The 14,474-nt window shown below is 62.1% G+C and carries 14 protein-coding genes; 7 read left to right on the plus strand and 7 right to left on the minus strand.

Translation table 11 applies throughout. From position 1 onward, the window contains the following. Complete coding sequence (locus tag ACA046_RS17055) at nt 1-1,311, minus strand: MFS transporter (protein ID WP_459028834.1); 1,311 nt, start codon at nt 1,309-1,311, stop codon at nt 1-3. 76 nt (nt 1,312-1,387) lie between these two features. Further along, the gene (gene aldA / locus ACA046_RS17060) at nt 1,388-2,812 is read right to left on the minus strand and encodes an aldehyde dehydrogenase (protein ID WP_459028832.1); all 1,425 of its coding nucleotides are present in this window, start codon (nt 2,810-2,812) and stop codon (nt 1,388-1,390) included. A 208-nt stretch (nt 2,813-3,020) separates the two neighbouring features. On the opposite strand from aldA, the gene ccoN reads away from it, so the two are divergent. Next, nucleotides 3,021-4,448: a cytochrome-c oxidase, cbb3-type subunit I gene (gene ccoN / locus ACA046_RS17065; protein WP_497674461.1), complete on the plus strand. Its 1,428-nt coding sequence runs from the start codon at nt 3,021-3,023 to the stop codon at nt 4,446-4,448. Continuing rightward, the gene (locus ACA046_RS17070) at nt 4,448-4,669 is read left to right on the plus strand and encodes a cbb3-type cytochrome c oxidase subunit 3 (protein ID WP_459028828.1); all 222 of its coding nucleotides are present in this window, start codon (nt 4,448-4,450) and stop codon (nt 4,667-4,669) included. Before ccoN ends, ACA046_RS17070 begins: the two co-directional genes overlap by 1 nt. Before the next feature lie 112 nt (nt 4,670-4,781). On the opposite strand, the gene ACA046_RS17075 is transcribed toward ACA046_RS17070, so the two are convergent. Beyond that, entirely contained in the window at nt 4,782-5,276 is a 495-nt protein-coding gene (locus tag ACA046_RS17075) for a hypothetical protein (protein ID WP_459028826.1), read from the minus strand. A 126-nt stretch (nt 5,277-5,402) separates the two neighbouring features. Here ACA046_RS17075 and ACA046_RS17080 point away from each other — a divergent pair, with 126 nt between their 5' ends. Beyond that, the gene (locus tag ACA046_RS17080; protein ID WP_459028824.1) at nt 5,403-6,098 is read left to right on the plus strand and encodes an aspartate/glutamate racemase family protein; all 696 of its coding nucleotides are present in this window, start codon (nt 5,403-5,405) and stop codon (nt 6,096-6,098) included. On the opposite strand, the gene ACA046_RS17085 is transcribed toward ACA046_RS17080, so the two are convergent. The 3 genes from ACA046_RS17085 to ACA046_RS17095 form a co-directional block, all read right to left on the minus strand. Further along, nucleotides 6,095-6,607 carry a GNAT family N-acetyltransferase gene (locus ACA046_RS17085; RefSeq protein ID WP_459028822.1) on the minus strand — a complete coding sequence of 171 codons (513 nt, stop codon included), beginning with the start codon at nt 6,605-6,607 and terminating at the stop codon, nt 6,095-6,097. The genes ACA046_RS17080 and ACA046_RS17085 overlap by 4 nt on opposite strands. A gap of 80 nt (nt 6,608-6,687) precedes the next feature. Beyond that, nucleotides 6,688-7,830, minus strand: coding sequence for a glycerate kinase (locus ACA046_RS17090; protein ID WP_497674462.1), 1,143 nt, complete (start codon nt 7,828-7,830; stop codon nt 6,688-6,690). A gap of 91 nt (nt 7,831-7,921) precedes the next feature. Beyond that, nucleotides 7,922-9,028 carry a sugar diacid recognition domain-containing protein gene (locus ACA046_RS17095; RefSeq protein ID WP_497674463.1) on the minus strand — a complete coding sequence of 369 codons (1,107 nt, stop codon included), beginning with the start codon at nt 9,026-9,028 and terminating at the stop codon, nt 7,922-7,924. Nucleotides 9,029-9,187: 159 nt separating this feature from the next. Here ACA046_RS17095 and ACA046_RS17100 point away from each other — a divergent pair, with 159 nt between their 5' ends. Next, nucleotides 9,188-10,498 carry an MFS transporter gene (locus ACA046_RS17100; protein WP_076016173.1) on the plus strand — a complete coding sequence of 437 codons (1,311 nt, stop codon included), beginning with the start codon at nt 9,188-9,190 and terminating at the stop codon, nt 10,496-10,498. A 50-nt stretch (nt 10,499-10,548) separates the two neighbouring features. Here the strand turns inward: ACA046_RS17100 and ACA046_RS17105 are convergent, their stop codons facing one another. Further along, nucleotides 10,549-11,253 carry an SDR family oxidoreductase gene (locus ACA046_RS17105; RefSeq protein WP_497674464.1) on the minus strand — a complete coding sequence of 235 codons (705 nt, stop codon included), beginning with the start codon at nt 11,251-11,253 and terminating at the stop codon, nt 10,549-10,551. A gap of 99 nt (nt 11,254-11,352) precedes the next feature. Between ACA046_RS17105 and ACA046_RS17110 the strand changes: the two genes are divergently transcribed. The 3 genes from ACA046_RS17110 to rarD all read left to right on the plus strand — a co-directional run bounded on the left by ACA046_RS17110 (nt 11,353) and on the right by rarD (nt 14,428). Further along, nucleotides 11,353-12,255 (plus strand): LysR family transcriptional regulator, encoded by a 903-nt coding sequence (locus ACA046_RS17110; RefSeq protein WP_497674465.1) that lies wholly within the window; start codon nt 11,353-11,355, stop codon nt 12,253-12,255. A 77-nt stretch (nt 12,256-12,332) separates the two neighbouring features. Further along, nucleotides 12,333-13,340 carry an aldo/keto reductase gene (locus ACA046_RS17115; protein ID WP_459028812.1) on the plus strand — a complete coding sequence of 336 codons (1,008 nt, stop codon included), beginning with the start codon at nt 12,333-12,335 and terminating at the stop codon, nt 13,338-13,340. A gap of 206 nt (nt 13,341-13,546) precedes the next feature. Continuing rightward, nucleotides 13,547-14,428 carry an EamA family transporter RarD gene (rarD, locus tag ACA046_RS17120; RefSeq protein ID WP_459028810.1) on the plus strand — a complete coding sequence of 294 codons (882 nt, stop codon included), beginning with the start codon at nt 13,547-13,549 and terminating at the stop codon, nt 14,426-14,428. Nucleotides 14,429-14,474: the final 46 nt, after the last annotated feature.

The following is a 14,474-nucleotide window of genomic DNA, read 5'->3' on the forward strand; positions in this document are numbered from 1 at the left end:
TCAGGCACCTGTCTGGTTGAATTTTTTACGATTGATTCGAGCGCGCAAGGTCAGGGCCGCAAGGGTCCCGAGCACGCCGATGAAGGCGATGTAGCCGAAGTACAGGTTGTAGCCGACCTGCCCCGGGTAGGTGTCGGTGAGGTAGCCATTGATCAGCGGGATAAAGGTGTCCGGCAGGTAACCCACCACCGAGACAATGCCGATGGCCAGGCCAGTGATGCGCAGCGGGATGTTGCAACTGTCGAGGATCGCCCAGTACAGGCCACGAATCGCGTAGGTCATCAGGCCGATAAAGATCACCGTGCCGATCAGCAAGCCGAGGCTGCCAATGGCCGGGAACACGATCAGGCCGACCATCGCCAGGGTCACCAGCACCAGCGCGACGATCAGTACCGAGATGTTCGAAAACTTGTCCCCCAGCCAGCCGCCGCCGATCCCGCCGATGGGCCGCATCCACAGCTTGATGGTGGTAATGGTGCCGGCCATCACGGCAGTCATGCCGCTGCCTTGCAAGTAATCGGAGAAGCTGTAGGTGGCCCAGAACATGTGATAACCGCAGAACACAATGGCAGTCACCAGCCACAACTCGGGGATTTTCACCAGGATGGCAAGGTCAGTCAGCAGGTTGAACTTGCCCTTCTCCACCGCCGCAGTGTCGGCCATGGATTTGGGGTCCTTGAGCAGCACCAGCACACAACCGATGGCGATACACACGAACGAATACAGGTACACCACGTGCTTGAAACCTTCTGCGGCCGTCTGGCTGCGGGTCTCGGTGGCATAGGCGAACAGCCCCAGGGCTACGGTTGCCAGCAAGGCTTCCACCAGGCCACGGCCACCGTCGAGGATCCCGAAGAAACGGCCTTGCTCGCTGTGATGGGCAATCATTTTTACCCGCTTGAGCACCGAGGCCCAGAAGGTCAGGCCGGTAGTCAGGCCCCAGCAGCCGAAGATGATCATCAGGCCGGTCATCGACGGCACAGTGGAATACCAGATCCCCAGGGCGCCGGTGGCCACCAGTGAGAAAAAGATCAGGAAACGTGGAGGCAGGCGATCGGCCAACCAGCCACTGGGCAAGTAGCTCAGGAGGAAAATCGTACCGAGCATCGAATACAGATAACCCAGCTGGCTGTGGTTGATCTGGAACACCTCGAGCATGGTGGTCTGGTAGACCTGGCGCAGGTACAGGATCGGGTAGATCGCCCCGGCGGCCAGCACCAGCAACATCAATTGGAAGTAGCGACTGGCTTTGTCGCTTTTGGCCGCGGACACGGCATCGAAACCCTGGGCAACGGGTGCAGGCTTGGACATCTTGTAGACCTCGGGCACCCACTGTGCAGGTGCCCCGATAATTGTTTTTATTGAGGTGAAGCCGGTGGTCGGTGACTCAGTACTTCATGACCACCAAACGGGTCTGGGTGAACTCAAGCATTCCGTGCTTGCCGTCATCGCCGCCCAGCCCTGAGCGTTTCCAGCCGGCGTGGAAGCCCTGGTAAGGGTCGGCCGGGGTGCGATTGACGTACAACTCGCCGGCCTCAATGGCGTTGGCGACTTTCATGGCCGTGCGGTAGTTCTCGGTGTAGAGCACCGACGACAGGCCGAACTGGTGGTCGTTGGCCATGGCCAGCGCTTCGTCAATGTCGCGGTACTTGAGTACCGGCAGCACCGGGCCGAAGATTTCTTCCTGGATGATTTCCATGTCCTGGCGGCAGCCGCTGAGCAGCGTCGGCGGGTAGAAATGGCCCGGGCCTTCGGGCAGTACGCCGCCTGCTTCCAGTACAGCACCGTCGGCGATGGCGCGCTCGACCATGGCGTGAATATTCTGCTGCGAACTGGCGTTGACCAGCGGGCCCATCAGGCTTGCGTCCGTGGCACGGTCACCGAATTTGACGGCGCTGATCTTGGCCTTGAGCAGGGCCAGGAATTGGTCGTAGATGCTTTCCTGCACGTACACCCGCTCGACCGCCGTGCACAGCTGGCCGCAGTGGGTGGTCTTGGAGGCGATGATTGCGCTGGCGGCCTGTTCCAGGTCGGCGTCGGCCTCGATGATCGCCGGGGTCTTGCCGCCCAGTTCCAGGGATGGCTTGGCGATGTTGGCCTTGCAGTAGTCGAGCACGATGCGCCCGGCGTTGACGCTGCCCGTCAGGGTGATCAGGCCCACAGCCTTGTGGGTGCACAGCGTGGCGGCGGTGGCGTGGTCCATGGTCAGGATATTGATCACACCGGCAGGCATGCCCGACTGCTCGATAGCGCGGGCGATTTCGAAGGCGGACAACGGCGTGTTGTTGCTCGGGCGCACCACCACGGTGTTGCCGGCAATCAGCGCCGGGGCGATTTTGCGCAGCAGGGTGTAGACCGGGTAGTTGAACGGGATCAGGCAAGCCACGACGCCAATGGGCTCGCGTTGCAGGAACAGGTTTTCGTCCGGGGTATCGCTGGGGATGATTTCGCCTTCGATGCGGCGCGCCCATTCAGCGTGGTAGCGGGTGATCTGGGCGGCGTAGCGGGCTTCGTTGCTGGCGTCGTCGAGGCTTTTGCCGGATTCGCTGGCAAGCGCCTTGCCGATGCTTTCAGCGCAGGCTTCGAGGGCGTCGGCGAACGCCCGCAAATGATCGGCGCGCTGGATGCTGGTGAGCTTGCCCCAGGTTTTTTGGGCGATAGCGGCGGCCTCGACGGCAGCGGTGGCTTCAGCAGGGGTGGCGGCGGAGACCAGGCCGACCTGAGCCTCGGTCGCGGGGTTGTAGACCGCGATCCGGGCGTTGCTGGCAGGTTCGGCGAAATGGCCGTTGAAAAAGTTGCGCTCGATTTGCATGTGGTTTTTTGCCCAATCGTTGTTGTTTTGCGAGTGACTTGCAGTTTTGTCATTGGGCGGGGGTTGGACAAACGATTTATTGACGGGGGTAACGTGCGAAAAATGCAGGTTAGTGGCTGATCCGTATTAATGACCCGGGTCTGAGTCTGTATTGTTCTGCCCATACTTCCTACAGTGCCGCCCACTTGGAACCGTGGGAGGACTAAGCATGCAACCACCATCAACCGCACAGGCCTATAACTACAAGGTCGTGCGTCAATTCGTCATTGCAACCATCGTTTGGGGCGTGGTCGGCATGGCCATGGGCGTGTGGATCGCCTCGCAACTGGTCTGGCCGGAAATGAACCTCGACCTGCCCTGGACCACCTTCGGCCGCCTGCGCCCGCTGCACACCAGCCTGGTGATTTTCGGCTTTGCCGGCAGCGCGCAATTCGCCGCCAGCTACTACGCAGTACAGCGCACCTGCCAGGTACGGCTGTACTCGGACAAGCTTGCCGCCTTCACCTTCTGGGGCTGGCAGTCGGTGATCGTGATCATGTTGGTCAGCCTGCCGCTGGGCTACACCACCACCAAGGAATACGCCGAGATCGAGTTCACCGGCGCGGTGTGGATGACGGTGGTGTGGGTGGCTTATGCCATCGTGTTTTTCACCACCGTGGTACAGCGAAAGACCCAGCACATCTATGTCGGCAACTGGTTCTTCGGCGCGTTTATCGTGGTGATCGCGATGCTGCACGTGGTCAATCACCTGTCGATCCCGGTGGACTGGTTCAAGTCCTACCCGGTGTACTCCGGCGCCACCGACGCCATGGTGCAGTGGTGGTACGGGCACAACGCGGTCGGCTTCTTCCTGACCACCGGTTTCCTGGGGATGATGTATTACTTCGTGCCCAAGCAAGTCGGGCGGCCGGTGTATTCCTATCGCCTGTCCATCGTGCACTTCTGGGCGCTGATCACCCTGTACATCTGGGCCGGCCCGCACCACTTGCACTACACGGCGCTGCCGGACTGGGCGCAGTCCCTGGGCATGGCGATGTCGCTGATCCTGCTGGCGCCGAGCTGGGGCGGCATGATCAACGGCATGATGACGCTTTCCGGGGCCTGGCATAAATTGCGCACCGACCCGATCCTGCGCTTCCTGGTGCTGTCGCTGGCGTTCTACGGCATGTCGACGTTCGAAGGGCCGATGATGGCGATCAAGACCGTCAACGCCCTGTCCCACTACACCGACTGGACCATCGGCCACGTCCACGCCGGGGCCTTGGGCTGGGTGGCGATGATTACGTTTGGCTCGCTGTACCACATGATCCCGAAAATCTTCGGGCGCGCGCAGATGCACAGCGTGGGGCTGATCAATATGCACTTCTGGCTGGCGACCATCGGCACGGTGCTGTACATCGCGTCGATGTGGGTCAACGGCATCACGCAGGGCTTGATGTGGCGGGCGGTGAACGATGACGGCACCCTCACCTACTCCTTTGTGGAAGCCTTGCAGGCCAGCCATCCGGGGTTTGTGGTGCGCTTTGTCGGCGGGGTGTTCTTCCTCAGCGGCATGTTGCTGATGGCGTACAACACCTGGCGCACGGTGCGCGTGGCGGACCTGAAGGTGGCGCAGCTTGACGCGCAGATCACCTGATGTGGGAGATAGCGCTGAACCTGGCAGCGGTGATCGGCCTGTATGGCGCGGTGGAGTATTGCTTGCGGGGCCAATCGAAGGAGAGCCTGGATGAAGCCAGCCTGATGCCGTTTGCCGATGACCCGGAAGTGGCGCGGCGGGTGGAGTTGGCCACGGGCAAGCGGGTCAACGCGGTGGCGCCTGAGGAAGCGAAGCCGGGTTGGGGCAATGTAGATATCTGATAAAGGAATACGGTGAGTGTGGGAGCTGGCTTGCCTGCGATGGCATCACCGCGGCGTTTCTGAAGCACCGAGTTGCCTGCATCGCAGGCAAGCCAGCTCCCACATTGAAGTCTCAACCGCGTTCGCGGGGAATCAGGCTCTGCAACTGCAACGCCAGGAAGTTGGCATCGAAGCCAAAGGTGTCCGGGTCTTTCAAACCGTTGGTTTTCTTCCACAACCAGTCGTTTTTCCCCGGCAGCAACACCAGGGAAATGCTGCCGTAGCGGGCGGCGGTCAAGCCCATCACCGACAACGAAATCAAACCACCGGCTCCCATCACATCCGGCACGAACTCCACCGGTTTGCCGGCGATATGGATGGTCAGTTTCTCGGTCTTGAAGGTGGAAGTCTCCACCGGCACGCTGGGGCCGGACGCCACGTACGCCTCGCGCTGCACTTCCAGCAAGCCGACAGTCTTTACCGGCTCCAGCCACTGCTCGATCTGGCCGAACAACTCGCCGATCTTCTGCGCCCAATGGGCCGACTGCACTTCGAACTGCTGCTTCTTGTGGGCTTCGCTGTCGGCGTAATGACGAAGCATCTCGCCCAGTTGTTGTACATCGTCCATTGCCGTGTTCCTTGGGTGACCCATGTTGCGAGCCTTGATCATGGCAGATGCCGCACGCTGGCGTATGACTAAAGCGCAGCGCTTGGGTAATGTGGTGCCCTCGCCCGTCCAATTCAGGAGCATCGCATGCGCACCATCGGCCTTATCGGCGGCATGAGCTGGGAGTCCAGCGCCGAGTATTACCGCATCATCAACCAAACCGTGCGCGACCAGCTCGGGCCCCTGCGTTCGGCACAACTGTTGATGTACAGCGTCGACTTCGGCCCGGTGGAGCAGGCCCAGCACGCCGGGCGCTGGGATGACGCGGCGCTGATCCTCGAAGACGCCGCCCGCCGCCTGCAAGCCGGTGGCGCCGAATGCATCGTGCTGTGTACCAACACCATGCACCTGGTGGCGCCGCGCATTGAAGCGGCGGTGTCGATACCGTTTCTGCATATTGCAGACGCCGCCGGCGCGGCGGCCGTGGAAGCCGGCACCCTGACCGTGGGCCTGCTGGGCACCGCATTTACCATGGAGCAGGAATTTCTCAAGTCACGCCTGGCCGCCCAAGGGCTGACCGTGCTGGTACCGGACGCGGAAGAGCGCCAGGCCGTGCACCGGATCATCTATGAAGAGTTGTGTGTCGGGGTGATCAGCGACGCATCGCGTGAGGTGTACCAACGGGTGATCGAGTCCCTGGCGGCGCGTGGCGCCCAGGCCATCATCCTTGGCTGCACGGAAATCAGTCTGTTGATCAAGCCGCAGCACAGCAACCTGCCACTGCTGGACACCACCGAGCTGCATGCGCAGGCTGCGGTGGCGTTTGCCTTGCAGGACGACTAGGCAGCCTTGCGGATGCGCGCCATGGTCAGGGTGTCGACGAATGCGCCGTCACGCACGGCGTAATCCCGCAGCCGGCCTTCGGTCTCGAAGCCGAACTTGTGGTACAGCCGGTGGGCGGCTTCGTTGTCGGCATACACCGTCAGTTCCACCCGGTGCAGGTTCATCCAGTTATCCGCTACCTCCAGCGCCGCGCTCAGCAGCCGGGAGCCCACGCCCTTGCCCTGCCAGGCGGTGGCCACGCCCATGCCGAAGGAACCGACGTGGCTTTGGCGCACACGCAAATACTGTTCAAGCCCGAGCTGGCCGATCACCTCGCCAGCATGCAGAGCCACCAACTGTAGCCGCCGTTCGTTGTCCTGCACCAGGCGTTTGCGCCAGGCCTCGACCGACTGGAAAGGCATTTGCAGCACCTGACGGCAGACAGCCGGGTCGTTGTAGAGCGCAGCGACGCCGTCAAGGTGGGCCTCGGTGAAGCGCGTGATAACGATTTTGGGTTCAGGTGTGTGCATGGTGTTTCATCCTTTGAAAACACATGGCGGGTCAGTGTAGGCGGCAAAGCCTCAGGATGGCGAGCCCAGCACCGCAATTATCAAGGCCGCGCAGCCACCAATTTCCAAATCCGGGCAATGTCCGAGGCGCGCTCGCGCAACAGGCGAGGCGCCTCGCTGCAGGCCTGTTCCAGGGTCATTGGTCCCGACGGCAAGGCGAACGCGGCATCCACACCGTGGGCGTACATCTGCTCATAGCCCTCACCCAACGTGCCGGCGATCACGATCACCGGCACGTTGTGCTGTTTGGCGATCCGCGCGACGCCAAACGGGGTTTTGCCCCGCAGGGTCTGGGCGTCGAAGCGGCCTTCGCCGGTGATCACAAGGTCAGCGCCACGCACCGCTTTTTCGAGGCCTACCAACTCGGCGACCACTTCAACACCTGCACGAAACTGCGCGCCAAGGAACGCCTTGGCGGCGAACCCCAAGCCACCGGCGGCGCCGCTGCCGGGTTCGTCGCGCACATCGTTGGGCAATACCTTGGCGCAGTGATCTGCGAAATGGCCAAGAGCGGCATCCAGTTGTTCGACTTGCTGGGGATTGGCGCCTTTTTGCGGGCCGAAAATCGCCGAAGCACCGTGGGGACCGCACAGCGGGTTGTTCACGTCGGCGGCGATTTCGAAGCGCACTTCTTTCAGGCGTGGGTCCAGTTGCTCAAGGCTGATGCGCGCCAGCTTGGCCAGCGCCAGGCCGCCAAGGGGCAGCGCTGCACCTTCGGCATCAAACAATTGCACACCGAGAGCGAGCATCGCTCCGGAGCCGCCGTCGTTGGTGGCACTGCCGCCAATGGCCAGGATGATGCGTTGGGCGCCGGCATCCAGGGCGGCGCGGATCAGTTCGCCGGTACCGAAGGTGCTGCTGGAACACGCATCACGTTTTCCCGGCGGCACCCGTTGCAGGCCGCTGGCTTCCGCCATTTCGATGATTGCAGTGTGGCTCTCGGCCAACCAGCCCCAATGTGCGTCGACATTGCCGCCCAATGGCCCTTGCACACGGGTGGTGCGCAACTCGCCCTGGCAGGCGGCGAGTACCGACTCCACCGTGCCCTCACCACCGTCCGCCATCGGGCACTTGATCAGCTCGGCGTCGGGCCACACGGTGGCCAACCCCTCGGCAATGGCATTCGCCACGCCTTCAGCACTCAGGCTGTCCTTGAACGAGTCGGGGGCGATGATGATTTTCATGGGCTTTCTCCGGTTTTTATAACGCCCATGCTGCCAGTTGGCACCGGCAATAACGCCGGTCCATTGCACAAGAGTGGCTGGGGTTTGTTGTTCATTTGGACAAAGCCTGCGGCAGCAGCTGCACGCCCAGGTACAACGCGAGCATGCCGTCGAGGGTCAGCGGGTCGACGCCGCTCAGCTCGGCGATGCGCTCCATGCGATAGCGCAGGCTGTTGCGGTGAATGCCCAAGGCGTCGGCGCAGGCCTGGCTTTGGCCGTCGTGATCGCACCAACTGCGCAGGGTCGCCTGCAACTGGCCGTTACTGTCCTTGGCCAGCACCTTGCGCAACGGGTTGAGCAGTTCGTCGAGGGCGTCGTCGTTGCGGTGGCGCCAGAGCATCACCGGCAGGCGGTAGCGATTGAGGGTCAGCAGCCGCGATTCGGGCAGCACATCGCGGCCATAGGCAAGCAGATCACCGACTCGCCGATAGCAACGGCGCAGCCCGGCCAGGCCGTCTGCTTGCCCGCCGACGGCAACCCGCAGGATGTTCCAGCCCAGGCCCTCGAGTTTTTCCAGCAGGCGCGGGTTGTCGACTTGCACCGACGCCGGTCGGCACCACAGCAGGGAAAACTGTGCGGAGCTGACGCACCAACTGTCCGGGTAACGCGAGGTCAGCCAGGCACTCAAGGCCTCCGCCGACTGGCCGCTGCCCAGTTCAAACAGGTAGGGCGTGCGCGCCAGCTGTGGCTTGAGACCCAGTTGCTGCGCTTCATCCACCAGCCGCGGCGAATCGCCGGTCTCGGCCAGCAGCAGCGCCAGCAGGTCATCGCAACGCTGCCGGCGCCATTGCTGCTCGGCCTGCTGGTGACGCTGGCTGACCAGCATTTCGGCGGTCATGCGCACCAGTTGTGCATAGGTGCGCAGCAGCTCCGGCTCGCCGGTAATGCCCAGTACGCCGATCAGGCGCTGATCGTGGAGCAGCGGCAGGTTGATCCCGGGCTGCACGCCCTTGAGGTGCTTGGCGGTCTGGCTGTCGATCTCCACCACACGCACATTCGCCAGCACCAGTTGTGCGCCTTCATGGCGAGTGTTGATGCGCTCGGGTTCGCCGCTGCCCAGGATCAGGCCCTGGCTGTCCATGACGTTGACGTTATAGGGCAGGATCGCCATGGTGCGATTGACGATATCCTGCGCCAAGTCATGATCCAGCTCGAACATGGGGCTAAATTCCTGGAAAGTGGGTTGTTCATAGGCACAGCGCAAATGGTGCCTGACTGTGCGCGAGCACAAAGACATCACCCCTTGAGGTGGCCGAGACTCATTGGGCGATCAACGTTACCCTCGCATCGCGAAAAATCATAATAAAGAGAGACTGCCATGTCACAGAGCGCCGCTGTTACCCAGGCCACCGATGACGATAAAAACGCCGTATACAAGCGCATTACCCTGCGCCTGATCCCCTTCATTTTCATCTGCTACCTGTTCAACTACCTCGACCGCGTCAACGTCGGCTTTGCCAAGTTGCAGATGCTCGACGCCCTGAAGTTCAGCGAGACCGTGTACGGCCTCGGTGCCGGGATTTTCTTTATCGGCTACGTGCTATGCGGCGTGCCAAGCAACCTGGCGTTGACCAAATTTGGTCCACGGCGCTGGATTGCGCTGATGATGATCGTCTGGGGCACCTTGTCCACCTGCCTGCTGTTCGTGACCACACCGACCCATTTCTACGGCTTGCGCCTGCTGACCGGCGCCGCTGAAGCCGGGTTTTTCCCGGGCGTGGTGCTGTACCTCTCGCAGTGGTTCCCGACCTTCCGCCGTGGGCGGATCATGGCGCTGTTCATGTCGGCGATCCCGGTGTCCGGCCTGCTCGGCAGCCCGTTCTCCGGCTGGATCCTCAACCACTTTGCCGCCGGGCAAGGCGGGCTTGCGGGCTGGCAGTGGATGTTCCTGCTGCAAGGCGTACCGACGGTGATCCTCGGCGCCCTCGCCTACTTCCTGCTCAGCGACAGCTTCGCCAACGCCAAGTGGCTCACGCCCCATGAGCGTGCTGTGCTGGAAGCCGACCAGGCGACCGACCTGGCCAACAAGCCGAAAACCACCAGCGACTCGCTGCTGGAAGTGTTCAAGAACCCAGCCATCTGGGCATTCGGCCTGATCTATTTCTGTATCCAGAGCGGTGTGTACGCCATCAACTTCTGGCTGCCGTCGATCATCAAGAACATGGGCTTCAGCGATAACCTGGTAATTGGCTGGCTCAGTGCGATTCCGTACCTGCTGGCGGCGGTGTTCATGTTGCTGGTGGGCCGCTCTGCGGACTTGCGCAAAGAGCGGCGCTGGCACTTGGTGGTGCCGATGTTGATGGGCGCCATCGGGCTGGTGATTGCGGTGAACTTTGCGACCACGCCGGCGATTGCGATACTCGGCCTGACCATCGCCACCATGGGCGCCCTCACCGGCCTGCCGATGTTCTGGCCGGTGCCCACCGCCATGCTCAGCGCAGGTGCTGCGGCGGGTGGCCTGGCGTTGATCAACTCCATGGGCCAGATGGCGGGTTTCCTCAGCCCGTATATCGTCGGGTTTGTGAAGGATGCCACCGGGTCTACGGACCTGGCGTTGTACCTGCTGGCGGCGGTGATCGTCGCGGGCAGCGTGCTGGCGTTGCGGATGACGCGCACCTTGAAGGTGTAACACCGTCAGTGTGGGGGCGAGCTGGCTCGCTCCCACAGTCTGATGTCTGTTTACAACAAACCACCGCCGTCGACATCAATCACGCTTGCGGTGATAAACCCGTTCTCCATCGCCAGCACATACCCGGCAGCCACTTCTTCGGCCTGCCCCACTCGCCCCACTGGCAACGCCGCGCCCGCCTTGGCAAACATCGCCAGCCGCTGTTCCTCGGATAACCCGGCATACGCCTCGGTGTCGATCACGCCCGGGCTGACCACATTCACCCGACGTGGCGCCAGCTCCTTGGCCAACTGTTTGCCCAGCGCTTCAGTGGCCGCGTTGATCCCGGTCTTGATGAATTGCCCTGCCACGGTTTTGCGCCCCAGTTGACCCGAGGTCAGCGTGATGCTGCCGCGCTCGTCGAGAAAAGGCAGAGCCGACTGGATCGCCCGCAGCGAACCCCAGAGCTTCACGTTGAAGTTGTCTTGCGCCAGGTTCAGGTCCGTCTCGATCAAGGTCTTGGCCTGTACCGCAGGGCCTGCGGTGTAGACGAGATGATCAAACGGCCCCACGGTTTCGAACAACCGCTGCAACGAGGCCGCGTCGGTCACGTCTACCTGCTCGCTGCGCACACCGTTCTCCACGTTAGAAGACAAGCGCCGCCCCGCCAGCACCACGTGGGCTCCGCGTGCCACAGCCTGCTTGGCCACGGCCGCACCAATGCCGCTGCTACCGCCGATGACAATGATGGTTTTGCCGCTGAGGGGAGAAGTCATGAAGAACTACCTGGTTGAGAAATGAGGTTTCATCTTCCCAGCTTGGCAATCGCTGAAAAATCCCGGTAAAACGACAAGATCTTTAAAGGATTTTTACAGATGAGCTCAATCCTCGACCTTGAAGTGTTCGTGCGCACCGCCGACACCGGCAGCCTGTCGGCGGCCGCCCGCAGCTTGAGCCTGACCCCAGCCGCAGCCAGCATTGCCCTCAAGCGCCTGGAAACCCGCCTGGGCATTCGGCTGCTGGCGCGTTCCACTCGCAGCATGCGCCTGACCGAGGAAGGCCGGCGGTACCTGGACAGCGTGCGCGTCGCCCTCGAAGCATTATCCGAAGGCGAGCAGGCGATCAAGCAGCAAGGCCAGAGCCTCAGTGGTTTGCTGCAATTGGCCGCGCCCTCGGATTTCGGGCGCAATGTGCTGCTGGGCTGGCTGGATGAGTTCAAGCTCGAACACCCGAACCTTCGCCTCCTATTGCTGCTCAACGACAGCAATGCCGACCTGTTCCGCGAAACCGTCGACATCGCCCTGCGCTTCGGCGTGCCAAGGGACTCCAGCCTGGTGGCGCTGCCGGTGGTGCCCGATCACCAGCGCGTGGCCTGCGCCAGCCCCGACTACCTCGCGCGCCACGGTACGCCACGCATCCCCCAGGACCTGGCGCAACACAGCACGCTGCGCTGCATGCGCCAGGGTCGCGCGAACAACACCTGGTACTTTCGCCAAGGCGAGCTGCTGCAGGAAGTCGAGGTCAGCGGCGACTACCTGAGCGATGACGGCGAGATTGTCCGGCGCTGGGCGTTGGCCGGCCATGGCATTGCTTATAAAGCGCAGCTGGATGTGGCCCGCGACATCAAGGCCGGGCGCCTGGTGCCGCTGCTCACCGATTGGCAAGGCGAGCCGACGCCGTTCAACCTGATGTGTCCGCATCGGCTCCAAGTGTCGGAACGGGTCAAGGTACTGCACCGTTTCCTGCAGCTGCGTTGCGCCGAACTATTACCGCAATAACCGTCCCAGGGCTTGTTCCAGAGCCTTGCTGTCTGGTATTGGATAGGGACTGTCTCCCCCCTTATGAGGTGTTCACGATGATTTACCGCACACTGGGCCAGTCCGGGTTGAAGGTCAGCGCACTGACCCTGGGCAGCATGATGTTTGGCGAGCAGACCAACACCGAGGACTCGCTGCGCATCATCGACAAGGCCTGGGATCAAGGCATCAACTTTATCGACACCGCCGACGTCTACACCGGCGGGCGCTCCGAAGAAATCGTCGGTGAAGCCATCGCCCACCAACGTCAGGATTGGGTGTTGGCCTCGAAGGTCGGCATCGGCCCGGTGGATGGCCTGCCGAACCGCAGCGGCCTGAGCCGCAAGCGGATTTTCAATGCCCTGGAAGCCAGCCTGACGCGCCTCGACACCGATTACCTGGACATCTACTACCTGCACCGTGAAGACCACGATACGCCGCTGGAAGTCACGGTTTCGGCGATTGGCGATTTGATCCGCGAGGGCAAGATCCGCCATTGGGGACTGTCCAACTACCGCGGCTGGCGTATCGCTGAAGTGATCCGCGTGGCCGAGCGCCTGGGTGTGGACAAGCCGATCATCAGCCAGCCGCTGTACAACATCGTCAACCGCCAGGCCGAGGCGGAGCAGATCACCGCGGCCGCCGCCTATGGCCTGGGCGTGGTGCCCTACAGCCCGCTGGCCCGTGGCGTGCTCAGTGGCAAATACGCGCCGGACGTGACGCCTGAAGCCGGCAGCCGTGCCGGGCGCCAGGACAAGCGCATCCTGGAAACCGAATGGCGCGTTGAATCCCTGCGCATCGCCCAGCAGATCCAGCAGTACACCCAGGGCCGTGGCGTGGGGATTGTCGAGTTTGCGATTGCCTGGGTACTGAACAACTCGGCGGTCAGTTCGGCGATTGTCGGGCCGCGCACCGAGGCGCAGTGGGATGCCTACACCGGCGCGCTGGAGGTGAAGATCACGGCGGAAGATGAGGCCTTCATTGATTCGCTGGTTACCCCGGGCCATGCCTCGACGCCAGGGTTCAATGACGTAAGCCACTTTGTCTCGGGACGCATTGCCCGATAGCCGAGCGGCATACACCTGACTTGTGGTGAGGGGGCTTGCCCCCCGTTGGAGTGCGCAGCGCTCCCGCTTTTCTGGGGCCGCTTCGCAGCCCAACGGGGGACAAGCCCCCTCGCCACGAAACAGAGCAAACATCTCACCTCAAAAGCACTATATTCCCTCCCTGAAATCTCCCTTCTTTTGTATGAATCGGTTTTCGCGAGGACAGTGTGTCTAAAGGTGTTGTGTTATCGGTCTTGGCCTCGGTGTTGTTTGCCGTGATGTATTACTTCACGTCGCTGCTGACGCCCTTGAGCGGCTTGGAGATCTTCGGCTGGCGGATGTTGCTGACCGTGCCCTGCATGACCGTGTTCATGATCGTCAGCGGCGAGTGGCGCCGGGTGTGGGAATTGGTTCGGCTGGTGGCGGCCAAACCCGGGTTGATCGGCGGGATGCTGGTGTCTTCAGCGTTGCTGGGGGTGCAACTCTGGCTGTTCATGTGGGCACCGCTCAACGGCCGTAGCCTGGATGTCTCCCTGGGGTATTTCCTGCTGCCGTTGACCATGGTGTTGACCGGGCGCCTGGCGTACGGCGAACAATTGTCGCGCCTGCAAAAAGTCGCGGTGTTTTTTGCCGGCCTCGGCGTACTGAACGAGTTGTATCAGGTAGGTGGTTTCTCCTGGGCCACGTTAGTGGTGATCATCGGTTACCCGATCTACTTCATCGTGCGCAAACGCCTGAAGACCGACCACCTGGGCGGGCTGTGGCTCGACATGGCGCTGATGTTGCCGGTGGCGTTGTGGTTCGTGCAAAGCGGCGAACAGGGGTTTGCCGTGCTCGATGCGCACAAGGGCTTGTATGCCTTGATCCCGATGCTGGGCGTGATCAGTGCCTCGGCGCTGGTGTGCTACATCATTGCCAGCCGCTTGTTGGCGTTCAGCCTGTTCGGGCTGCTCAGCTATGTGGAGCCGGTGCTGTTGCTCGGGGTCGCCTTGTTGCTGGGGGAAAGCATCAAGGCGGGGGAATGGCTGACCTATCTGCCGATCTGGCTGGCGGTGATGGTGCTGGTATACGAAGGTTTCAAGCACCTGGTTCGCCAGCGCAAGGCCTGATTCCAGGCGAAAAAAAGCCCGGTCGCGGATACCTACGACCGGGCTT

The organism is Pseudomonas sp. LBUM1641, assembly GCF_059716235.1.